Source organism: Clostridium sp. KNHs214, from assembly GCF_000744935.1.
GTDB lineage: Bacteria > Bacillota > Clostridia > Clostridiales > Clostridiaceae > Haloimpatiens.
Genome location: NZ_JQMW01000011.1, coordinates 569810 through 594120, shown reverse-complemented (window position 1 = coordinate 594120; position 24311 = coordinate 569810). Strand labels below are relative to the sequence as shown.

Annotated in this window: 20 protein-coding genes and 2 pseudogenes; 14 read left to right on the top strand and 8 right to left on the bottom strand. The window is 31.2% G+C overall.

From position 1 onward, the window contains the following. Nucleotides 1-14 precede the first annotated feature (14 nt). From CC89_RS11295 to CC89_RS11270, 5 genes and pseudogenes are all read left to right on the top strand, one after another. Nucleotides 15-956 (top strand): NADH-quinone oxidoreductase subunit G, encoded by a 942-nt coding sequence (locus tag CC89_RS11295; protein ID WP_035292199.1) that lies wholly within the window; start codon nt 15-17, stop codon nt 954-956. 21 nt (nt 957-977) lie between these two features. Beyond that, complete coding sequence (fdhF, locus tag CC89_RS20005) at nt 978-3665, top strand: formate dehydrogenase subunit alpha (RefSeq protein ID WP_081897042.1); 2688 nt, start codon at nt 978-980, stop codon at nt 3663-3665. A 5-nt stretch (nt 3666-3670) separates the two neighbouring features. Then, a complete protein-coding gene (mobA, locus tag CC89_RS11280) occupies nt 3671-4273 on the top strand; it encodes a molybdenum cofactor guanylyltransferase (protein ID WP_035292194.1) in 603 nt (200 codons plus the stop codon). A 12-nt stretch (nt 4274-4285) separates the two neighbouring features. Next, nucleotides 4286-5059 (top strand): formate dehydrogenase accessory sulfurtransferase FdhD, encoded by a 774-nt coding sequence (gene fdhD / locus CC89_RS11275; protein WP_035292192.1) that lies wholly within the window; start codon nt 4286-4288, stop codon nt 5057-5059. A 63-nt stretch (nt 5060-5122) separates the two neighbouring features. Then, a pseudogene (locus CC89_RS11270) lies at nt 5123-6614 on the top strand (potassium/proton antiporter). Between the two features lie 86 nt (nt 6615-6700). Here CC89_RS11270 and CC89_RS11265 read toward each other — a convergent pair. The 7 genes from CC89_RS11265 to CC89_RS11240 form a co-directional block, all read right to left on the bottom strand. Further along, entirely contained in the window at nt 6701-7408 is a 708-nt protein-coding gene (locus CC89_RS11265; protein ID WP_081897081.1) for a DUF3298 and DUF4163 domain-containing protein, read from the bottom strand. Between the two features lie 193 nt (nt 7409-7601). Continuing rightward, entirely contained in the window at nt 7602-8384 is a 783-nt protein-coding gene (locus CC89_RS11260) for an ABC transporter permease (protein WP_035292190.1), read from the bottom strand. 85 nt (nt 8385-8469) lie between these two features. Beyond that, nucleotides 8470-9315, bottom strand: coding sequence for an ABC transporter permease (locus tag CC89_RS11255; protein ID WP_286161346.1), 846 nt, complete (start codon nt 9313-9315; stop codon nt 8470-8472). Continuing rightward, nucleotides 9312-10289, bottom strand: coding sequence for an ABC transporter ATP-binding protein (locus CC89_RS11250; protein ID WP_035292188.1), 978 nt, complete (start codon nt 10287-10289; stop codon nt 9312-9314). Before CC89_RS11250 ends, CC89_RS11255 begins: the two co-directional genes overlap by 4 nt. A gap of 319 nt (nt 10290-10608) precedes the next feature. Then, a complete protein-coding gene (gene murA, locus CC89_RS11245) occupies nt 10609-11907 on the bottom strand; it encodes a UDP-N-acetylglucosamine 1-carboxyvinyltransferase (RefSeq protein WP_035292187.1) in 1299 nt (432 codons plus the stop codon). A 219-nt stretch (nt 11908-12126) separates the two neighbouring features. Beyond that, nucleotides 12127-12267, bottom strand: coding sequence for a hypothetical protein (locus CC89_RS20550; RefSeq protein ID WP_185750748.1), 141 nt, complete (start codon nt 12265-12267; stop codon nt 12127-12129). 123 nt (nt 12268-12390) lie between these two features. After that, the gene (locus CC89_RS11240; protein WP_035292185.1) at nt 12391-13113 is read right to left on the bottom strand and encodes a GntR family transcriptional regulator; all 723 of its coding nucleotides are present in this window, start codon (nt 13111-13113) and stop codon (nt 12391-12393) included. Between the two features lie 351 nt (nt 13114-13464). Between CC89_RS11240 and CC89_RS11235 the strand changes: the two genes are divergently transcribed. The 8 genes and pseudogenes from CC89_RS11235 to CC89_RS11205 all read left to right on the top strand — a co-directional run. Next, nucleotides 13465-15009 carry a PHP domain-containing protein gene (locus tag CC89_RS11235; RefSeq protein WP_035292183.1) on the top strand — a complete coding sequence of 515 codons (1545 nt, stop codon included), beginning with the start codon at nt 13465-13467 and terminating at the stop codon, nt 15007-15009. A 42-nt stretch (nt 15010-15051) separates the two neighbouring features. Next, entirely contained in the window at nt 15052-15333 is a 282-nt protein-coding gene (locus CC89_RS20820) for a PTS transporter subunit EIIC (protein ID WP_207641508.1), read from the top strand. Continuing rightward, nucleotides 15308-16639: a PTS transporter subunit EIIC gene (locus tag CC89_RS11230; RefSeq protein ID WP_286161367.1), complete on the top strand. Its 1332-nt coding sequence runs from the start codon at nt 15308-15310 to the stop codon at nt 16637-16639. Before CC89_RS20820 ends, CC89_RS11230 begins: the two co-directional genes overlap by 26 nt. A gap of 58 nt (nt 16640-16697) precedes the next feature. Then, nucleotides 16698-17168 carry a PTS sugar transporter subunit IIA gene (locus tag CC89_RS11225; RefSeq protein ID WP_035292181.1) on the top strand — a complete coding sequence of 157 codons (471 nt, stop codon included), beginning with the start codon at nt 16698-16700 and terminating at the stop codon, nt 17166-17168. A gap of 11 nt (nt 17169-17179) precedes the next feature. Further along, nucleotides 17180-18541: a sulfatase family protein gene (locus CC89_RS11220; RefSeq protein ID WP_035292179.1), complete on the top strand. Its 1362-nt coding sequence runs from the start codon at nt 17180-17182 to the stop codon at nt 18539-18541. Nucleotides 18542-18616: 75 nt separating this feature from the next. Next, nucleotides 18617-19408 (top strand): sulfite exporter TauE/SafE family protein, encoded by a 792-nt coding sequence (locus tag CC89_RS11215; RefSeq protein WP_035292177.1) that lies wholly within the window; start codon nt 18617-18619, stop codon nt 19406-19408. A 12-nt stretch (nt 19409-19420) separates the two neighbouring features. After that, nucleotides 19421-20584 (top strand): anaerobic sulfatase maturase, encoded by a 1164-nt coding sequence (locus tag CC89_RS11210; RefSeq protein ID WP_185750746.1) that lies wholly within the window; start codon nt 19421-19423, stop codon nt 20582-20584. A gap of 271 nt (nt 20585-20855) precedes the next feature. After that, nucleotides 20856-21671, top strand: a pseudogene (locus CC89_RS11205) (SulP family inorganic anion transporter); the annotation flags it as partial. Nucleotides 21672-21797: 126 nt separating this feature from the next. Here CC89_RS11205 and CC89_RS11200 read toward each other — a convergent pair. Beyond that, on the bottom strand, nt 21798-23105 hold the full coding sequence (locus tag CC89_RS11200; protein WP_035287686.1) for an IS110 family RNA-guided transposase: 1308 nt from the start codon (nt 23103-23105) through the stop codon (nt 21798-21800). Between the two features lie 325 nt (nt 23106-23430). On the opposite strand from CC89_RS11200, the gene CC89_RS11195 reads away from it, so the two are divergent. Then, nucleotides 23431-24303, top strand: coding sequence for a SulP family inorganic anion transporter (locus tag CC89_RS11195; RefSeq protein ID WP_035292175.1), 873 nt, complete (start codon nt 23431-23433; stop codon nt 24301-24303). Nucleotides 24304-24311 lie beyond the last annotated feature (8 nt).

Genomic DNA, 24311 nt, shown 5'->3' with positions numbered 1-24311 from the left:
AGGGGGGAAGAATGATGAAAAATGTAACTCTTACTATAGATGGACAGAAAGTAACAGTCACTGAAGACTATACTATATTAGAAGCTGCAAAAAAGCTAGATATTGATATTCCCGCTTTATGTTACGATCCTAATTTAGAAATAGTAGCAGCCTGTAGAATGTGTTTAGTTGAAGTGGAAGGAAGTAGAAAACTACAAACATCTTGTTCAACAAAAGTGTCAGATGGTATGGTTGTAAATACTGAAACGGATAAAGTTGTTAAGGCTAGAAAACAAATTTTACAACTTTTATTAGATAGCCATCCAAATGATTGTTTAACTTGCCAAAAGGCTGGAGAATGTTTATTACAAAAATATGCATATAGATATAATGTTAAGTTTAGACAACATGATGGGGCTGTTAGACCAAGGCTTATAGATACTTCAAGTCCATATATATTAAAGGATGATAGCAAATGTATATTATGCGGCAAATGCGTAAGAACCTGTAATGCAATAATTGATAGAAAAGTTTTATCCTTTGCTGGAAGAGGATATAATACAAGAATAGTTTTAGATTCAGATAAAACCCTAGAAACTTCTAAATGTGTATCTTGTAATAGATGTGTTACGGTTTGTCCTGTGGGTGCATTAATTGATAAAAGACAAATGGGGAAGACTAGAGTGTGGGATGCAGAGATTAAAACTGTAAATTGTAAAGTATGTGACTATGGCTGCAAATTTGAAGTATTATCTAAGAATAATAAAAATATTGCAGTAAAGGCTAAGAAACCTGCAAATGGTAGACCTTTATGTTTAAAAGGAAGGCTGACTACAGAACTTATGAATTTAGATAAACCGGATAAGCCATATAGAAAGGTTGATGGCAAGTTTGTTCAATGTAGTTGGGCAAAAGCTATCGGTATGGCAGATGTAATAGATAAGATAGAAGAGGTTGAAAATTCACAAGAAAAATAGTTAAGTCAGGAGATGAATACCATGATTGAATTGACCATAAATGGTATCAGATACCAAGTAGAAGAGCACAGCACAATTCTTCAAGCTTGCGTCAAGGAAGGTATAGAAATACCAACTTTATGTCACGACGAGAGATTAGAGGCTTATGGAGCTTGTAGAATGTGTTTAGTTCAAGTGGAAGGCTGGAAAAAGCTTGTAACATCTTGTACTACAAAGGTACAAGAAGGCATGGTTATATATACTAAAAGTCCTAAAGTAATTAAGGCAAGAAGAGAAGTCATTGATTTACTGCTATCAAACCATCCAATGGAATGTCTTACTTGTGATAAATCAGGAAATTGTAAGTTGCAAAATTACGCTTATGAATATGGACTGGTAGATGGCAGCTATAAGGGGGATAAGAGAAATAAAAAAATAGATGACTCCAATCCATTTTACACTTATGATCCAAATAAATGTATATTATGCGGATTATGTGTTAGAGTTTGCAGTGAACTTCAAGGTACTAATGCTATTAATTTTGAGAATAGAGGCTTTGATACTAAGGTAGCTACGCCTTTTAATCAAGGATTAGACAATTCTAAATGTGTTTCCTGTGGGAACTGTGTTTCAGTATGCCCAGTGGGGGCTTTAACACCTAAGGTTAAAGAAAAATTTAGATATTGGGAAACTCGTAAAGTAAGGACGACCTGCTCCTATTGTGGGGTAGGGTGTCAAATGGATTTGTTAGTTAAAAATAATAAGGTAGTAGGCGTGGAGCCAGCATTTGATGGACTTAATAAGGGACTGCTATGTGTAAAAGGCAAATTTGGATATAAATTTATCAATCATAGGGATAGATTAAATACTCCACTAATCAAGAAGAATGGAAAATTTGTAGAAGCTTCATGGGAGGAAGCCTATGGATTAATTGCATCAAAAATTAAAAAAATAAAAGATGAAAATGGTTCAGAGGCCTTTGGCGGACTTTCTTCAGCTCGTTGTACCAATGAAGAAAATTTCTTATTTCAAAAACTATTTAGGGCTGTCATAGGTACTAATAACGTAGATCACTGTGCTCGTCTCTGACATGCTTCAACTGTTGCAGGTCTTGCAACAACGTTAGGCAGTGGAGCTATGACTAATAGTATTGAAGAGATTTTAGGCGCTGATGCCTTATTTGTAATAGGTGCAAATATTACTGAAAATCATCCAGTAATAGGAACAAATGTAAAGCAAGCTGTAAAGAAAAATGGTGCAAAGTTAATAGTGGCTGATCCCAGAAGGATTGAATTAGCTAATTATGCAGATGTATTTCTTCAAATTAAACCAGGAACCAATATTGCATTATTAAATGGTATGATGCATGTAATCATACAAAAAGGATTACAAGATAAAACTTATATTAAAGAAAGAACGGAAAATTATGAGGAATTAGTAAGATTGGTTAAGGAATATACCCCTGAAAGAGTGGGCAAAATATGTGGAGTGTATGCTGATGATATAATTAAAGCTGCTACCATATATGGGGAAGCTGAAAAGGCAGGTATATATTATACCATGGGAATAACTCAGCATACCACCGGAACTCACGGAGTAATGTCTGTATCAAATCTTGCATTATTGTGTGGTAATATAGGTAAAGAGTCTGCAGGGGTAAATCCTTTAAGAGGACAAAATAATGTACAAGGTGCTTGTGATATGGGTGCACTTCCATCAGATTTTCCAGGATATCAGAAAGTATTTAAGGAAGAAGTGGCAGAAAAATTTGAAAAAGCATGGAATACGCCTTTATCTAGAAAAGTAGGTCTTACTGTTTCTGAAATGCTAAGTGCTGCTGAAAAGGGTAATATTAAATTTATGTATATAATGGGTGAGAATCCAATGGTATCAGACCCGGATATAAACCATGTTAGAAAATCTTTAAATAATTTAGAGTGTTTAGTTGTACAGGATATATTCTTTACTGAAACTTGTGAGATGGCTGACGTGGTACTTCCAGCAACATCTTTTGCAGAAAAAGATGGTACCTTTACAAATACAGAAAGAAGAATTCAGAGAGTAAGAAAGGCTATAAAGCCAGTTGGAGATTGTAAGCCCGATTGGAAAATATTAATGGATATAATGAATTTACTTGGATATAATAGAAAATACTTGGAGCCATCAGAAATAATGGATGAAATAGCTTCTCTTACACCTTCTTATGGAGGTATAGAGTATAGAAGATTAGAAAACAGTATGGGCATACAATGGCCATGTCCGCATAAGAAGCATGAGGGTACAAAATATCTTCATAAAGATGTTATTGCTAGAGGTAAAGGATTATTTATGCCAGCGGAACAAGTAGATAGTGCAGAAATGCCAGATAAGGAATATCCATTTGTATTTATGACGGGAAGAATATTATATCATTATCACACTAGAACTATGACTGGTAGAGTAGAGGGACTTAATCAGAAGGCTCCTAGTAGCTATGTTGAGATCAATGAAATTAATGCCAATAAAATGGGTATAGTAGATGGTGAAATTGTGAAATTAACATCTAGACGTGGAGAAGTTGAAGTAGCTGCAAAAGTTACGGATACCATAGATGAGGATGTGTTATTCATGCCTTTCCACTTTGCAGAAGCTGCAGCCAATTATCTTACTAATACTGCATTAGATCCAATAGCTAAAATACCTGAATTAAAGGTAGCGGCAGTGAAAATGGAAAAGATACAGGTAGGGTGATTATTATGAATAAATTTGGTACGGCTATAATACTTGCTGGTGGTAAAAGTTCTAGAATGGGCTTTGATAAGCAATTTTTAAAGATTGATAAGAGAAGGCTTATGGATTCTATTGTTCACAAATTAAGAGAAGAATTTGGGGAAATTATCATTGTAACTAACAAACCTCAATGTTATATAGGTCTTAGTAATAAGATAACTCATGACAAAATTGAAGGCAAGGGACCTTTAGGTGGTATCCATGCAGGGCTTAAGGAGTCTTCATCTAAGTATGCTCTTGTGGTTGCCTGTGATATGCCCAATATCAATATGGATTATATAAGATATATGAAAAAATCTATTGAAAATCAGGACATAGATGGTTGTGTAACTAATTTTGGGGACTGGATTGAGCCTTTTAGTGGATTTTATTCTAAGGAAATAGTAGATGATATAGAGAAACATTTATTATTCAATAGGAGATCAATAAATTCATTGCTAAAGAATTTGAGAATTCATTATGTAGAAGAAAAGAAAGCACGAGAATTTAGCCCAAACTGGGATATGTTTTTAAATTTAAACACTAAAGAAGATTTGAATTCTTATCTAGAAAAGTATGGGTATATATAGGAGCAAAACAATATGAAATCTACTAAAAGTATCGATATATTAAGAGTAAAAGATGACAGTATTTCAAAGGAAGAGGATATTCTTATAATAGAATATCCCTTTACTATATATTTAAATGATAAAGAGATTATAACTCTTTTATGCAGCCCAAAATCACTTAAAGAACTTACATTAGGATTTTTATATTCTGAAGGATTTATTTACAATATTTCTGAGGTGGAAAGGATTCAGCTCCATGAAGAAAAAGGCGTTGTATATGTATATTTAAATAAGGAAAGGTCTCTAAATGACGCGGTCCAAGGGAAAAGAACCATAACTTCAGGTGGCTGTAAGGGAACATCCTTTAATAATGTATTAGATTCCTTTAAATCTAAGAAGATAGAGACACCGCTAGATATTAAAATAGAGGAAATAAAATCTTTAGTAAAAGAATTTAACAATAAATCACAATTGTTTTTAGATACAGGGGGAGTACATAGTTGTGCTTTGTGCAACAGGTCTAGAATAATAATGTTTGAAGAAGATATTGGAAGGCATAATGCTTTAGACAAGCTACTTGGCAGAGCCTTAATGGATGATATAGACTTATCAGATAAGCTAGTTTTATCATCAGGCAGGATATCATCAGAGATGTTAATAAAAATAGCTAAGAGGGGTATTCCAGCATTAGTTTCTAGGTCTGCTCCTACTAGTCTTTCTGTTGAGTTGGCAAGGAAGTTAAATATAACTTTAGTAGGATTTGCAAGAGGAGAAAAAATGAACATTTATTCAAAATTTCAATGGTAACTTTTAATGGTATGGTTGCTTCATAATAATCACCTTGAGGGCGCATTTTATTGGAGGGATTGGATGTATATTTTACTTTTAGCAGCAACAATTTTAATTGTTTGTGCACTTTCTAGTAAAGTGCTGTATAGATTTGGTATACCTACGTTAATTGTTTTTCTTGCCATAGGAATGCTAATGGGTTCAGATGGGCTTGGAGGAATTTACTTTGATAATTCAGAGTTAGCAAAAAATATATCTAATATGGGTTTAATATTTATAATGTTTTACGGAGGTCTGGGTACAAGTTGGAAAGCTGCAAAGCCAGTTGCTTTCGCTTCAGCAGTTCTTGCTACAGTAGGTGTTGTGATTACGGCGTTTTTAATAGGAATTTTTGCGTATTTTGTTCTTAAGTTTGATTTTCTAGAGAGTATGCTATTAGGCTCAATTATTTCATCTACAGATGCTGCATCAGTGTTTTCTATACTTCGCTCAAAGAAGCTTAACCTTAAGAATAATCTAGCGTCAATGCTTGAGATGGAAAGTGGGTCTAATGATCCAATGGCATATATGTTAACAAACTTTAAGTTCTATTCCAGGGTATCTAAGTTTAAGGTCTAATGATCCAATGGCATATATGTTAACTACTATTTTTGTAGGACTAATTATCGGTGATGTACAAAATATAGCATTACTTCTTTTAACCCAAATTTTATTTGGTGCATTAATTGGTATTCTTGTAGGCAAAGTTGGCAGTTGGCTTATAAATCATATAAAACTTGATATTGATGGGCTATATTCAATTCTCGTAATTGGAATAGTATTGCTATCTTATTCTATTGCTAATTTGTTTAAAGGAAACGGTTTTTTATCTGTTTATATAACAGGTTTGATTCTAGGAAACAGCAAACTTGTACATAAAAACAGTTTAGTTCATTATTTTGATGGATTATCGTGGCTTATGCAAATTCTATTATTCTTCACTTTGGGTTTGTTAGTATTTCCATCAAAATTACCCAATGTAGCTTTGACGGGTATTGGTACTGCGCTTTTTATTATTTTTGTGGCGCGGCCGCTGGTGGTATTTTGTGTTTTAACATTTTTCAAAAGATCCGTTAAGGAACAACTTCTTGTTTCATGGGTTGGATTTCGTGGAGCAGCTTCCATCGTTTTTGCTACATATCCTTTAACTGCTGGAATTGCTGTGGCGGATGAGATATTTAATATTGTATTTTTTGTAGCGTTAGTTTCAGTTATGATTCAGGGAACATTTTTTATTCCTATTGCAAAGAAACTTAAATTGGTTGGGGAAGAAGAAGCAGTACTTAAGACTTTTACAGATTATTCAGGAGAAATTCAGGCAGAATTATTAGAAATGGAAATTTTGAGATCTAGTAACATGGCAGGAAAAGCTATAATGGATTTAGATATTCCCAGTAATATATTAATTGTTGTTATAAAAAGAAATGGTAAGTTAATAACACCTAGCGGTGCAACAGTACTAAAAGAGGGTGATTTAATCATGTTGGCTGGAGATAATAAGGTGCTTTTGGAAATATCTAAAAGTGTAAAATAGTTTTTCCCTTCTTTTGCTTATCTTGTATTAATGAAGCAAGAGGTTTTGCGATTTTATAGACCTCTTGCTATTTGTATTACTAAGTTTTATAAAAGTCTTTGTATAGGGCTTACAGGAGAGAGTATAGTTTTAATTTTTTCATAAGGAATTTCTATTTTAAACAATCCGTATGCATAAGGTGTATATTCATAAACTTGATAGTACATTACTAGAGAGGTTGGAGTTAAGTAAAACTCTTGGTTTGGTTGTACTCCATTATATTCAGTAAGTAGTTGTACATTATTTTTAATTATATATTCTTTAGCTAACTCATCTAAAAGTGGTTTATAGTAAAACTTAGGATTGAATAAATCACCAAAATCATATACTTTTCCTGTTTTAATATCTATGGTTATGGATGAATATTTAGTAAACCCATGAGCAGCTTTTTTTACATAGGTATATATTCCAAATAAAATACTCAGAAGTCCCTTATCATTTAAAGGCACTTCATAAAAACTTATAATTTCTGCAAAATCTATTTTTCCTGGTATAAGAACCTGATCTTTAAATAAATCTAAAACTTTATTAGTTATTTCATTATTAATTATATCTTTTATTTCACCAGGTTCATAATTTTCTAGAAATGGATAGGATATTTTAAATGTTTCTGGATCAATAGTTTGATTTTGCAAATTAACTTTTGCAAAGTAATCTTTCGAACTATTCTTTAATAAAGTATTTTGTTCATTAATATTGTGTTTAGAAAAATCATATTGTAAATTTATTTTTTTGTTGTAACGTTCATGGCACATGGAATAATAAGGACACATGAAATAATAAGGAAACATTAAAGAGCAAGGACAATTATAGCAGTAAGGAACATTTAGCATAATTTATATTACCTCTTATTTTATTGTTTACAATAATTACTATATGCTTATTATTAGGTCATGGTGTATCTAATAAGGATGTAGTTGCTTATTATTAATAGTTCCTAAGTATTATTTATGAACCTGTTGACTTATAATGCTTAACACCAAAACTCCATATTAAGATGCAGGGAATTATAAACAATATGCCAAATAAAGGGGTTAACATGTATAAAACATTATTTCCTTCTACTTTATCTAAAATAAACATTAGAGGTAGATAGTTTACTGTGCCAAAGGGAATGACAAAGGTAAAGAATTTTCGCACCCAGTCTTTATAAATGCTTAAGGGATATTGTGCCATTTCCCTGCCCCCATCTGTAAAAATATTTATAACTTCCAAGCCTTCAACAGTCCAAAAACACAAGGTAGCACCGAGCATGAATATGCCTGTAAAGATGAATATTCCGCTTATGACCATTAATATTAGAGTGATTATTTTATAGGGACTCCAGTATACATTAAGGTGTGTCAATGAAAAAAACAATACTATAATGCTTTGAGCCAGTCTACCTATTCTTGTGAATTCAAACTTTGATCCAAGTACTTGAAGCATTGCTATGCGAGGTCTAACTAAAATTCTATCGAAATCACCATTAATAATTAAAGAGGAAAATGAGTCAAATCCCCTAGCAAAGCATTCACTTAATGAAAATGCTAGATGAATTACTGAATAGCATAAAGCAACTTCATAAAGCGACCATCCTCCTATGTTTGGAAATCTTTGAAAAAGTAAAACCATGGATATAAAAACAACAAAAGGTACAAAAAACTGTCCAATGGAGAGTAGAATAAAGGAAGTTCTATACTCCATTTGACTTTTTAAAAGTATACTCATATATCTAAAATATAGTTTCATATATTCCCTCCTTGAATTAACTATTTTTTCATAAGGATTTAATAGAGAAATAATATAAAAAGGGATTATACCTATCCCAAATAATTTACCCTCCTTGAACAATTATTCTTTTTAAAGCCTTTTTTATCCACAATTTGCCTAGGACAACTATAATAGTTATCCAAATAACTTGTACACCAATGCTAATTAATGCTTCTTTGGTACCAATGTTTCCAGCATATATCCTAAAGGGTAAGTCAGAGGTATATCTAAAGGGCAGCATATATACTATCTTTTGTAGTGTTTTTGGCATTAAAGGAACTGGAATCACTAGTCCAGATAGGAATTCTCCTAATACACCAAAAATTAATAAGGAACCTGTAGAAGACATTGTATAAAAAATTGAAATATAAATTAGCATAGAAATTGCAACAATTAAAATTAAGCCTAGACTTAAAGTGATTAAAAATAATATAAAAGATGCAAAACTTGGTGGTGGAGAAAAATTATAAGGATAAGGTAAAAAAACTGCTATAATCATTATAGGGAAACAGCGCAGTAGGGCACCTGATAATCTTTGAGCAATAAGTTTTGAATACCAAAGCTTGTATAAATCAATAGGACGACAAAGTTCATAAGCTATATTGCCACTAGTTATAAGGTCTAAAAGTTCATTATCTCTATACCACAGCATTATAAATACTAAAAAACTTTGCTGAAGCCAAATAACTTGTATTAATTCCCTAAAAGATATAGGCTGAACTGTTGAGTTGCCTTTATAGAAAGCTTCAAAAATCATTATGTACATAAATCCCCAAAAAAATTGAGTGGAAATTCCAGCTAAAGCTGCCACCCTATACTGCAGGCCTTTAAGCAATCGCATCTTGAATAATGAGTAATATGCTTTCATGTTTGAGCCAGGGGTTTTTTTATTGGAATAGTAAGTATTCATATCTGATACTCCTTGTATAAATCTACTATTATTTCATCAATTGGACGACTCTCTACAGAAACATCAATAATGTCTAATTTATTTGATAGTAGGCCTATGGCTTCTGATACCTTTATTTTTTCTAAGTCTACGGATAAAGTAATGCTTTCTTTAGAACTACAAATAACAGTTGTACCATCAATATGTATATTTTCGTGATTTTCAGTAAAATCAACTTTTAATATTTTATGAGTTGCGAATTTATTTTTTAATTCAGTGAGTGTGCCGTCTAGCAGGAGTTTTCCTTTGCCAATTAGTATTATTCGCTCAGCTAAAGCTTCAATATCATTCATGTCATGAGTTGTTAATATAACAGTGACTTTTTTCTCCTTATTTATAGTTTTCACGAAATTTCTAACGGCAATTTTGGAAACGGCGTCAAGGCCTATGGTTGGTTCATCTAGAAATAATATCTTTGGACTATGGAGTAAGGATGCCCCAATTTCGCACCTCATTCTTTGTCCAAGACTTAATTGTCGTACAGGAGTTGAAAGTAATGTGGATAAGTCTAATGTGGATGTTAATAATTCAAGATTATCTTTGAATTCTTTATCAGGAACTTTGTAAATATCCTTTAATAAATTATATGAATCGATTACAGGTACATCCCACCAAAGCTGGGAACGCTGACCAAATACTACACCTATGTTTTTAACGTGATTTACTCTGTTTTTCCATGGAGTGTATCCAAGTATATTGCACTTGCCGCTGTCAGGAACTAAAATACCACTGATAATTTTAATAGTAGTAGACTTGCCAGCCCCGTTAGGGCCAATGTATCCAACGATTTCACCTTGATTAATTTTAAATGAAACGTCTTTTAAGGCTTGAACTGTGGAATATTGGGGTTTAAATAAGGATTTTACTGCTGCACCAATGCCAGCCTTTCTCTTTACAACCTTAAAACTTTTACTTAAGGCTTCAACTTCTATCATAGTATTCCTCCTTTAAAAGAAATGTATAATATATTTATAGTTAAATAAAGTAAAAAAATAAAGTAGAACAAAGTGAAATAAAACGAGATGAGTAAATAAAATAAATGAAATAAAATAAATAAAATAAAGTAAATAAATGTACATAAAATTTAACCGCGAAATATTATTATATAACTACTTAAGATGGATGTCAATACAAAAAATAGAAAATAAAAAAATAGCTATGATTAAATGTAAAAATGTATATACCATAGCTATTTTTATAAATCAGTCCGTAAAACCTCATACCCTTGCGTTAGGGCGAGGATTGTTCTAAAATTTAAAGGGCGTTAACAACTGAAACAGTATTTTCTTTATTTTCGATGATTTCTTCACAAATTTCAATATTAGCTCCCAAACTTTTAAAAACTTCTACGATGTTTTCATATCCTCTTTCGATATGTTCTATCCCTAGAATTTTTGTAGTGCCTTCAGCACCTAAACCCGCCAGTATAAGACATATTCCGGCTCTTACATCTGATGCATAAACGGAGGTGCCTTTTAAGTTTTTCCTACCTGGGATTACAACACTTCCATCTTTCATAATTATATCTGCGCCCATTTTGTTTAATTCTATACAATGCTTAAATCTATTAGGATAAATATTGTCAACTATTATGCTGTGGCTATCAGCTCCAGTTAATAAAGCAGTAATTGGCTGCTGTAAATCCGTTGCAAATCCTGGATACATTGCTGTTTTTATATGAATTCCTGTAACATTTCCATTAGAATTTGCTGTAATAGAATTTTCCTTAATATCTATAGACATTCCAGCTTCCTCTAGCTTTGCAATGCATGGAAGTAAGTGAGTTGGAATAACATCATTTACACTGATGCTGCCACCTGTAATGCCAACGCTCATAAGTAAACTTCCTGCAATTAATCTATCTGGGATAATAGTATGCTGTGTACCATCCAGTTTTTTTAATCCGTCTATTACAATTGTATCAGTTCCTGCACCTTTAATACGTGCTCCCATTTCGTTTAAAAACATGACTAAGTCTACTACTTCGGGGTCTTTGGCAGAGTTTCTTAAAATAGTTCTACCTTCAGCTAAAACAGCTGCCATTAACACATTTATAGTAGCTCCACTTGTTATAACATCGAAATAAATATCAGCACCAGTAAGTTTGTCTGCCTCTACTACATAGTAATCATCATAAAATGTGAATTTAGCTCCTAATGCCTCAAGACCCTTTATATGCTGATCAATTGGTCTAGTACCAAAATTATCTCCACCAGGATATCCTAGTGTAACTTTTTTATGTTTGGCTAATAAAGCTCCAATAAAATAATATGATGCTCTATAAGAAGAAGATTTTTCTGGGTCTATAATTGCACTGTTAATTTTTGTTGTATCTATTGTATAAATATGATTTTGTTCAAAAATTTTAGCTCCCATAAATTTTAGTATATTGTATACAACTTTAATGTCTGAGATATTGGGAATGTTTTTTAAAACAACAGGTCCATCTGCTAAACAACATGCAGTTAGTATTGGCAGTGAACTATTTTTTGATCCTGGTATTGATACGTTGCCATTTATATTCTTACTCTTTTTTACCTCAATCCAACGCATTATAAAATCCTGCCTTTTCAATAAATTTTTAACGTAAATATTGTTGTGTTTTGAATTCTATTAAATTAAACATATATAAAACATAATATCATACTTATTACTTTTTGTTAATGATTTATATATTTAACAAGAAGTTTTTGAAAATATAAAAAATATAAATTGAAGAAATTCCTTAGGAATTTTAACCTTCATTTTACATTCTAAAATAAAAACGTTTACTCATCTAATGTAGAACGTAGAATTTATGTGCGAAAGTTGAGTTACTTTATTATTGAAAGTTACATCTTCATTGTAACTTTCAATAATCCTAGATTCATCCACTAATAATTGCCACCAATCTTTTATAATTACTATCTTCATTATTTATATTTGATAGAAAATCCAAAAAAATTCTTTGTTAAAAAGGATTTTTATAGAAGGTGAATAGCAACCAGAACCTTTTATAATTTAGCTCTTGATAATATATTAGCCTATTTTTAATTTTTATCTAGATTTAATATAATTTAATTGATATTTAGGAGAATTTAAAAATAGTTCCGTATAATCTAGTATTGATCCATCTTCGAAAAAAGTAGTATTTGCTATTTTGATAATAGGCGTTTGATTATCAATATTGAATAATTCTGCAATTTCTTTAGGTGGAAGGATAGGACAAGTATTGTGATAGCTATAGTCAATTTTCATGTTTTTAACTTTTTCCATATAATCATATTTAGATCCTTCCAATATTTTTATTGAGATATCGGGATTAGATTTTACAGACATATAGGTTTTTTCAAAAACAAAGGGTTCATCATTGCCATATCTGATTCTTTCAATATAATAAATCATATCATCAGTGTTAATGTTAAGTTTACGAGCTATCTTATCATCAGCTTTTTTTAAAGAAAAATTATGCACTTTTGTGGATGGTTTAATTCCTAACTCGAGCATTTCTTGAGTAAAACCTTTTAATGTTGCAATTTTTTGTGTAGTTGGATTGTGATTTACAAAGGTGCCAACTCCAGGGGTTCTAAGTAATATCCCTTGAGCGACTAAATTATCAGTGGCTCTTCGTACAGTTACTCTTGAAACATTATAGGTTTTAGCAAGTTCTAATTCAGTTGGAATGGTATCATTTTGTTTATAATAACCTGTAGAAATTTTATCTAAAATATCATTTTGTATTTGTTTGTATTGTGCAATCTTTGGTGCTCTAGCATTCATTAAATTCACCTCGCTAAGTATGTGCTTATATAAGTATTATATAATATATTTAAAACTCATTGCAAATATAATCACAAATTCACTAAATGTAAATACATTTAGTGAATTTGTGATTATATGAATATTTTAGAAAATGCTATATAGTTACCAATAAGTCTATATGATATTAACATTGTAATAAGGACGTAGGTGGCGGTATTACTTTGAAATTAAATAGAGTATTATTAATAATAGTGGTAACCACGGAAGAGTGTTAAAAATGTAGTAGACATAGATATAATAAAATAAATGTATTGACATTTAAAAATAAGGTGTTTATAATTAAAACAATAAATAAAAAAGGAGGTTAGTATGAAATATAAATATTTATTTACGGATTTTCACTCTAATATACACCATGATCAAATGGATCAATTGGACGAGTGGTACGAGCAGGCAAAAGAAATGCTAGATTTTTGGCCAATTGCATATTATCCATACTATGTTAGAAAGGATAAATGTGGAATTCCATTAGAAGATATACATCCAATGGAAATAGTTCAAGAGGATTGGGAAAAAATAAATACTTTTGTAAAAAATAAAAATGAAGAAAATAAACAATTCCCTATTTTTAATGGATATGAATGGCAGGGTGCTGGATTAGATGGAGACCATAATGTATTTTTTAAAACAACTGGTCCATTGGTAAATCCAATGAGGTATGAGCAATTATACAATAAGTTAAAGTGCTATGATGCCATAGCAATACCTCATCATTTGGCATATTGTTTATATAATCGTGGAAAAAACTGGGAAACAAATATAGAAGAATTTTCACCATTTGCTGAAATTTTTTCTTCCCATGGAAGTTCAGAAAGTGGAGATACAGATATTCATATGTCAAGACATATACATATGGGGCCACGAACAGGTGGAACATCAGTATTTGATGGATTAAAAAAAGGACATAAAATTGGAATAATTGCTTCAGGAGATAATCATGTTGTCGCTGCACAATATGGACATGGTTTTGCTGGAGTTTTAGCAGAAGAGAATAATCCAGAAAAAATATGGGAAGCACTATTAAATAAAAGAGTGTATGGAATGACAAGTGGAAGAGTAAAATTACTTTATGAAATTAATGAAAACGTTATGGGTAGTGAAATTCAAACTAGTGACAAGTTTTTAGAGCACCATATTGCAGTAGAAACTCAAGAGGCAATAGACCGAATAGTGATTTATAAAAATGGAAATCCATATTATACATATAGCCACAGTGAAAATTGGATAGAAAAAAAGCTTCAGGAAAAAATAACCTTTAAATTTAAAATAGAATTTGGCTGGGGGCCAGACCTTAAGATTTATCCAGATATGAAAGAAAAAAAATGGAGTGGAAAATTAAAAACAGAAGGTAAAATCAAATCTATAGAAAAATGTTGGTCTTCAAGAGGGCAATGGATAAATAAAATTGACGATTCCTCTTGTGAGTTTGGGCTTACTACAAGAAAAACAACGCAATCAGGAAAGTGGATGGGACCATCTCCTGTAACAACAGAGGGTTTTGTATTTGAAATAGAGGCAAATTTAAACTCAGAAATAACATTTGAAATAGATGGACAAGTATTTATTAAAAAGATAAGTGAATTATTAAAAAACACAGATCTTATAGTTTTTTTAAAGGAAGCGAAGGCTTTAGCTAAAGAAAGATTTAATTTTGAAGAATATTATAGAAACGATCCATTTTATCATAATGCCTATAAGGTTAGAATTATGAAGGGTAAGCCTCAAATAGCTTATAAAATAGATAAAAGAATAAAATTAGATTTTCATGAGGATGCTTTTTATTTAGTTAAGGTCTATGGAACAGATGGTTCCGTGGCATGGTCATCACCTATATGGGTAAAAAAAAGTAATTAATTAAATATTAATTAAAATAAATTATGAGGTAGGAGGACTAATATGAGTATTAAGGAAAATGTGCTAGTTAACAAGTCATTTGGAGTAGCACAAAAACTAGGTAAGTCTATTTTATTACCCATTGCAATTTTACCAGTCGCAGGTTTATTTTTAGGGATTTCCGCAGCATTAACAAATGGAGCAGTTCTTAAAGCTTATCCAATACTTGCATCGCCAGGATTACAGATTTTTTTACAAATTCTAAATGCAATAGGAAAAAGTGTATTTGACGCATTGCCATTGATATTTGCAGTAAGGTATTGCGGTAGGGCTTGCAAAAAATGACAAAGGTACTGCAGGGTTAGCAGCAGTAGTTGGATATTTTGTACTGATTACAACCATTAATGTTCTTTTGAAAATTACCAATCAATTACCAGCACAAGGAGTTGATCCTAAGTCTCTAGGACAAGGCTTACAGTTTGGTGTAATGACACTTCAAATGGGTGTTTTTGGTGGTGTTCTTGCAGGATTATACACTTCATGGGTTCATAATAGATTCTATAAGCTAAAATTACCAGAAATATTGGCCTTCTTTGGAGGAGCTAGAAGTGTTCCAATTATTACAGCGGTGGTTAGTGCTTTATTTGGAGTTCTTATGTTCTTTGTGTGGCCGATGATAGGTAATTTAATAGGAGCTTTTGGAGAATTGGCTTCTAAATTAGGAGTATTTGGAGCATTTATTTATGGATTAATGCTAAGAACTTTATATATTTGTGGATTACATCATGTATTTTATTTACCATTTTGGACAACTGCAGCAGGCGGAGTAGCTGAAGTTGCGGGAAAAAGTATAGCAGGTTGGCAAAATATATTCTTAGCACAATTAGGAGATCCTAATACAGTGCACTTCTTTAAAAATATTGCGTTATATAATTCAGGACGGTACATACATATGTTATTCACATTACCAGCAGTATGTCTTGCTATGTATCATTCCATACCAGATAAGAAAAAACGTAAGAGAATTTTGGGTTTCATATTATCAATAGCATTAACTTGTTTTATTACAGGAGTTACTGAACCGATATCATTTGCATTATTATTTGCAAGTCCAATACTATTTATAGTTGAAGCAGTTTTGTTTGCAATAGGATTTGTTGCTTGTGCATTAACTGGGGTTACTATTGGCTCTACATTTTCTGCAGGATTAATAGAGTTTTTATTGTTTGGAGTATTCCAAGGCAATTCAAAGACAGGTTTTGTGTGGATATTAATTTTAGGTATTCCATTTGCAATAGCTACATATTTCATTTATAGATTCTTGATAACTAAGTTAGATGCTAAAACTCCAGGACGTGAAGAAGAAAATGAAGATGAAGAAACTTCATTAAGGTCTGGGTATGTAAGTGGAAAAGCTAAGGACATTATTGAAGCATTAGGAGGAGTAAAGAATATAGAGGAAATAGACAATTGTGCAACAAGACTTAGGGTAACTGTTAAGAAAATAGCTGAGGTAGATATTGAAGGGTTAAAGAAAACAGGAGCACATAATACATTAGTAAGAGGAAAAAATCTTCAAGTTATTTATGGACCATCAGTAAATATAGTTCGGGTAGAAGTAGATGAGTATTTAGAGTCACTAAATAGTTAGATAAAATGGCATATTGACATTTAAAAAGTGTCAATATGCCATTAGAATAGGAGGCAATATGTTTTCCATATTTAAAAAGAATAAAATGAAATTTGTTTCTCCAGTTAAGGGAAAATTAATTAATTTAGATAAAGTAGATGATGAAGGAATTGCTAATAGAGATTTAGGTGATGGTTTTGCTATTGTACCTATGGATAATAAGGTGGTTTCACCTATAGATGGGACAATAACATTAATATTTAAAACTCTTCATGCAATTGCAATAGAAAATGATGAGGGGTTAAATATTCTCATTCATATCGGGTTAGATACAGTGAATTTAAAAGGAGAAGGTTTTAAGTCTTTCTGTAAAGTAGGAAAAAAAGTAAAAAAAGGTGAATTGCTTATGGAAGTAGATTTTGATGGCATAAGAGATAGAGTAACATCTTGTGATGTTATAATACTAGCTCAGGATAATTCGAGTTTTAAATTGCTAAAGGAAAACCAAGTAGTAGAATGTGGAGAAAATGAGATAGTACAGGTTCAATAGAGGAGGAAGATATGAATATTTTATATATACATACACATGATTCAGGTAGAATATTATCTCCTTATGGCTATGATGTTCCTACACCTAATATAAAAATGTTTGCAAGTGATGCAACAGTATTTACACAAAGTTATTGTGCATCACCAACTTGCTCGCCTTCAAGAGCAGCATTACTTACAAGTACCTATCCACATCAAAATGGAATGTTAGGATTGGCACAGCGTGGATTTTCTATAGATTATAGTAAGCATTTAGTAAATTTTTTAAATAGTGAGGGTTTTCATACGGTTTTATGTGGAATTCAACATGAAGCTGGATGGTATTTAGAACATGAAAAAGGGGCAAGTATAATTGGATACAAGGAAAATTTAACTTGTGATAATAGTAAATATAGGCAAGAAGACTTGACAATTTGGGATGGAAAAAATGCAGATAACTTGGATCAATGGATAAATAATTATGATAAAAAGAAACCATTTTTTATATCCTATGGAATGTATTCAACTCATAGAAGATATCCAGATGTTATAGATGAAGAAATTAATGAGAATATGGTACAACCTCCATATCCATTGCCAAATAATGCTGAAACTCGAAAAGACCATGCTCGCTACATGACAAGCGCCAATAATGCTGATAAATGTTTTGGAAAAATTATAGAAAGCTTAAAAAGAAATGGTTTATATGAAGATACAATAATAATATTTACAACAGACCACGGATTAGCTAATCCGTTTAGTAAATGTACTCTTTTTGATAGTGGTATAGCAGTAAGTTTAATTATTAGAGTTCCAAATTCAAAAGCTAAGGGTGAAGTTGTGGATAATTTAGTATCACATATAGACGTATTTCCAACACTTTGCGATTTATTAGCTCTTGATAAACCAGAGTATTTAGAAGGTATTTCTTTTGCAAAATCATTTGAAGATACAAAGGCAATAACAAGGAATGAAATTTTTGCAGAAGTTACTTTTCACACATCTTATGAACCTATTCGTTGCATAAGAACAGAAAGATATAAGTACATAAGATATTACGATACAAAATATTTAAAAATTAATAAATCTAATATAGATGAATCTTTATCTAAGGATTATTTTTTAAATAATGATTTAGATGGACAAATAAAATTTGAAGAAGCTCTATTTGATTTATATTATGATGTTGGCGAAAGAAATAATCTTATTAACAATCCTAAATATGAGGGTATTAAAGAGAAACTTAGAAAAAAATTAGAAAAGCATCTAAAAGACACGGAAGATATAATATTAAAGGGAGAAATTCCAATTGATAAAAAATGGAAAGTGAATAAGAAAGAATGTAATTTGGCAAGTTCAAAGGATGAGAATGATTATGTAAGTTTAGGAAGATAGTGTATAAGTGGAGTGCTAAAATTTAGTGCTCCACTTAAATTATAGCATTTTTTAATGAGGATAGAGGAGGAAAGGATGATAGGAATTTATTTTTTGATTTCATTATTATCAACTACAGTTGGAGCTATGGCAGGACTTGGAGGTGGAGTGATAATAAAACCGGTATTGGATTTATTGGGGAATTATAGTTTAAGTGTAATAAGTGTATTGTCCTCCATTACGGTTTTCTCAATGGCAGTTGTTTCTATAATAAAACAAATTAAATATAAAGTTGCAATTCAATATAAAAAAACTGTACTTATTGGAATAGGGTCTGTTTTAGGTGGATTAATAGGGGAAAAAATATTAAGAATTGTATTGGGTGTTGTGGATAAAAATTTTGTGATAATTATACAAAATGGGATTCTTGCATTTTTACTTATAAATATTTATATTTATATGAATAAAAGAAATAAATTTAAAAGTTATCATTTGGAGAATTCAATAGGTTGTGTTTTAATAGGATTATTATTAGGTATCATAGCTTCTTTTTTAAGTATAGGGGGAGGACCTATTAATGTTTGTATTTTTACTATTTTCTTTTCAATGAATACCAAGGAAGCTGCTGTTAATTCTATTATTACTATATTGTTTTCGCAGTGCTCTAAAATTACAACTATTTTTTTCACTACGGGTTTTAGCAATTTAGATTTATCTATGCTTCCTTTTATGATTATTGGTGGAATTTCAGGTGGGATTATTGGTTCCAGATTTAATAAAGTATTTAGTGGTAATGTAATTTTAGTAGTATTTAATGTAGTAGTTATTTTATTGATACTATTAAACATTTATAATATGGTATCAATGATTAATATTATTAATACATAAGAGGTGAGAAGTTTGAGAAGAAATTTAAGTATGATGATAAAGCCATCCTCTAGTAAATGTAATTTAAATTGTAAATATTGCTTTTATAATTCAATTTCGCATAATAGAAATGTTAAAGATTATGGATTTATGTGTAAAGAAACTATTGGAGAAATAGTTAAAAAAGCAAAGGAATTTTGTAATGGAGGAATTTGTACTATCGGATTTCAAGGTGGGGAGCCCCTTTTAGTGGGAATAGATTTTTATAGGCATCTAGTTGACGAAATAGAAAAAAATAATAATGGAACGAAATTTAATTTGACCATTCAAACAAATGGAACATTAATAAATAAAGAGTGGGCTAGTTTTTTTAAAGATTATAATTTTCTGGTGGGTGTTTCTCTAGATGGAATTGAAGAAGTTAATGATTTAAATAGAGTTAATTATAAGGGAAATGGTACTTTTCATAGGATTATGAGAGGTATAGAATTTTTAAAAAAATATCATGTAGAATTTAATATTCTAACTGTGGTAACAGAAGAGTTAAGCAATAGAATTCAGGAATGTTATGAGTTTTATAAAAGTAGTGGTTTTAGATATATTCAATTTATAACATATTTAAATGCTTTGGAGGAAAATGAGATGGTTGCAAACAGAAATCCATTAACCCCCAAGAAGTACGGAGAATTTCTTATTGAACTTTTTAATATGTGGTATAGGGATGTTAAAAACAATAATTATATAAGTATTAGATTTTTTGATAATATTTTATCCTTGTTTCTGGGATATGAGTATGAAGCCTGTGAAATGAGAGGAATATGTTCCTGTCAAAATATAATTGAAAGTGATGGAAGTGTTTTTCCTTGCGATTTTTATACTTATGAAAAATATTCAGTAGGTAACATATTGAAAGAGAATTTTAAGGATATTCTAGAGAAACAAAAGACAATGGACTTTATAAAAGGGTCAATAAATAGCATTGATAAGTGTCATAGCTGTAAGTACAATGTAGTTTGTAGGGGTGGCTGTAGAAGACGTAGAGAGGATAGAAAAAATTTTAATTATTTATGTGAGTCATATTATAAGTTTTATGACTATTCCTTTTGTAAATTTAGGGAACTTGCTACACTTCAGCATGAATGTATTGAACATTCACATAAGCATACTCCAGATATGCATCATTTACATTCTCATTAGGTAAATGAAAAGAAATAACAAGTCAAATATACTAGCATACTGACTTGTTATTTCTTTGAATGTGCCTTAATAATACTTTAGGAGTAACTGCAATAATTATTTTGTACATGGTAGTTTCCCTTATTCTAAAATAAGAAGGTTGTTTGGAGTTTTCATAAAAGTATAGTATACTCTTATGTGGAAAAATGTATTTGTATGTAGTACATTGGTAATATTTGTGTACATATAGATACTGACAAAAAGAAATAAAATAATATAGGAGTGATAATTTGTGTTAGTTCCAAAATTAGGTACATGCTTAAAAGAATACACTAAGGAACAGTTTGTAAAGGATTTCATTGCGGGAATTATTGTTGCAATCATTGCTATACCATTGGCAATAGCTTTAGCGATAGCATCAGGGGTTTCGCCAGAAAAAGGATTATACACTGCAATTATTGGAGGTTTTATAGTATCTTTACTTGGGGGAAGTAGAGTTCAAATAGGAGGACCCACAGGTGCATTTGTGGTTATTGTATATGGAATCATACAAAAACATGGAATGGAAGGGTTAATAGTAGCAACTATAATGGCAGGTTGTTTTCTTATTATTATGGGACTTTTTAAGTTTGGTAGCCTTATAAAGTATATTCCTTCATCTATAACCACTGGATTTACAAGTGGAATAGCAATAGTTATTTTATCTACTCAGGTAAAAGATCTATTAGGATTGCAGATGAAATCAGTTCCATCTGAATTTATACATAAATGGATAGCTTATTTCAATAACATTAATACAATTAATTTTAAAAGTTTAGTTATTGCTGTATTAACACTAGCAATAATTATTTTATGGCCTAAAATAAATAAAAAGATACCAGGTACGTTTATTGCTATTGTATTAGCTACAGTAGTTACTACAATTTTTAATTTATCTGTGGATACTATAGGAAGTCAATTTTGGGAACTTTCTTCATCTCTTCCTACTTTTAATATACCTAATATAAATTTACAGATGATAAATGAATTGATGCTTCCTGCGTTAACAATTGCAATACTTGCAGGAGTGGAATCTTTATTATCTGCAGTGGTTGCAGATGGGATGATAGTCCAGCTAAGAAATGTCAATAAGAATTAAAAAAATAATTAATATTTTTATTATCTTAAAAAAGGGTAACCTTAATAAACTTTTGTTAGACTAACAAAAAACGGAAATTATATTTATGGAATTATACTACGCAGCGAAGCCGCATTTCGCTTTGAGATAATTCTTTTGGTGTTCTTCTGGTGTAATTATTTCAAATTCTTTCCCATCACGAAGAATGGCAAATAATATGTTACAAACTTTATGCATAACTGCTCCAAGAGCAATCATTTTAGGCTTACTTTGGCACTTTAAAAGATAGTATTCTCGAAGTACTTGATTTTTGGCGGAGCCATCTTTGTTTTTGCTTATGCTGATTAATGCCATAGTGTGAATTACTCTTCTGGCAATTCGAGAGCCTCGCTTTGACATACTGATTTTTGTGCCATTAAAGTTGCCAGATTGCTTTACTGCTGGATCTAAACCAAAATAAGCAAAAAGCTGTTTTGGTGAGTTGAACGCAGAGAAATCTCCGATTTCTCCCATGAGGCTTACAGCAGAAAGAAAACCTGCACCTTTAAATGTTTCAATCAAGTGAATTTGCTTTACAAAATCAGTATTTTCATTTTCATCAACAAGCTTATGCATTTCAGAGAGTATAGAAGAAATCTCTTCATCATACTTTCGAATAAAGCTTATGTATAATCTAATACGCTTAAAATTACTACTTACAGAATAACCGAAGGTCTTTGCATCATTGGCAGCCTTTATAATGGCATTATACTTATTATTAGCATATGTAAGCCCAAAACGAGCTGTAGATCTTATAGAATCAATAATCTCTTCTTTGGAAGCATTTAAAAATGCATCTGGAGATGTGTATGTTTCTAATAAGGTTAATGATGTATTAGTAGTTATTTTTGAAAAAATTTTAAGGTATTCTGGAAATACCATCCGAAGTTCACTTTGAAGTTTGTTCACATAAGCAGAACGGTTGTCCATCAAATCATAATACTCTCTTGAAAGATTTCTTAAATCAAGAGCAAGATCTGATGGCATAAGAGATACTTTTAAATCTGGCTTTAAGCCTATTAAGGCAGCTTTTTTTGAATCAAATCTGTCATTATGCACTTTTCTAATGTTAATGTTTGTGCTATTCTTAGTGATGATAGGATTAATTAGGTTAACATTAAATCCAGTATCACGAAGATAGCAGAAGAGTGGGTAATGATAAATTCCCGTGGATTCTAGGAAAATGCGACTTTCCAAAGAATACAACTCTTCTGCTTCTTTTATTTTAGAAACAGCGAGTTCAAGGGAATCAATGTTTGAATGTAGTATTTTAAAAGGCTTTCCAACAAAGGTCTGGTTAGGAAGTGCGATAGACATCCAACTGAAATCTGCACCAACATCAATACCGACCGAGATAAATAAATTTTTAAATAAAATGTTTGACATGAGCAAAAGCTCCTTTCCGATAGGAATCCATTTCCATCTAATGAGTACACAACCTTGCGAGTTATACAGGTATGGCCTGAGGCTCCCAACCAGCCGAATCATAAAACCTCATTGAATGGACTAATTGACTAAATCACGGGTATGAGTCAGCAGATACTGACTTCCCAAGGAGGAAAACATTATTTGTCCTATCCTTGAAGATTATACTTTATGAAAAGTCTGGAGTCTATATAGGAACCGTCAAGCATGATAATTAACTAAGATAACATCTGATGAAGGAAGAAATCCTTCTTCTGTTATCTATTATAGAAACAATTAAATTGAGATGAGTAGTCTTAATGACTACATCATTATTATACAAGGAGGAAAGCATCGTTCTAATATGGAGTTAATAGCAGAAGGCGTTGCTAATATTTTTTCAGGTGCCTTTGGAGGAATACCAGTAACAGGAGCTATTGCAAGAACAGCAGCTAATGTTAAGAATGGAGGAAGAACTCCTATAGCAGGGATAGTCCATTCCATCGCTATTTTAATTATTATGCTTTTATTTATGCCTTATGTAAAATTAATTCCTATGGCTTCATTGGCAGCAGTGCTAGTTGTGGTAGCCTATAATATGGGTGAATGGGAAACATTCAAGAGAATAGCTAAAGCACCTAAAAGTGACGCTCTTGTATTTATAGTTACATTTGTTTTAACTATTTTCTTAGATCTAGTAGTGGCTATAGGTGTAGGAGTTGTGCTTTCATCATTTTTATTTATGAAAAAAATGGCGGAAATTACAAATGTTAAATACATATTGGATGATATTAATGATGAAGAGGTATGTGAAATAATAGATAATTTAAAAACCTCAAATGATGTTTCAATTTATGAAATAAGTGGACCATTTTTCTTTGGGGCAGCTAACAAATTTGTTAATGCTATTAGGGAAATGGGAACGCCACCAAAAATACTAATAATAAAAATGAGTAGAGTACCGTTTATGGATTCTACTGCGTATCATTCTTTTGAAATGTTACATGATATTTGTAAAAAACATCATACTAGATTAATTATATTAAAACTTCAAGAACAACCCATGGAGATGCTTCAACAGTATGGTTATATAGATAAGATTGGAAAAGAAAATTTCTGTTATAGTATAGATGACGCTGTAGAAAGGTCTAATTCTATTTTGAAAAACCTAAAAGTATGATATAATTT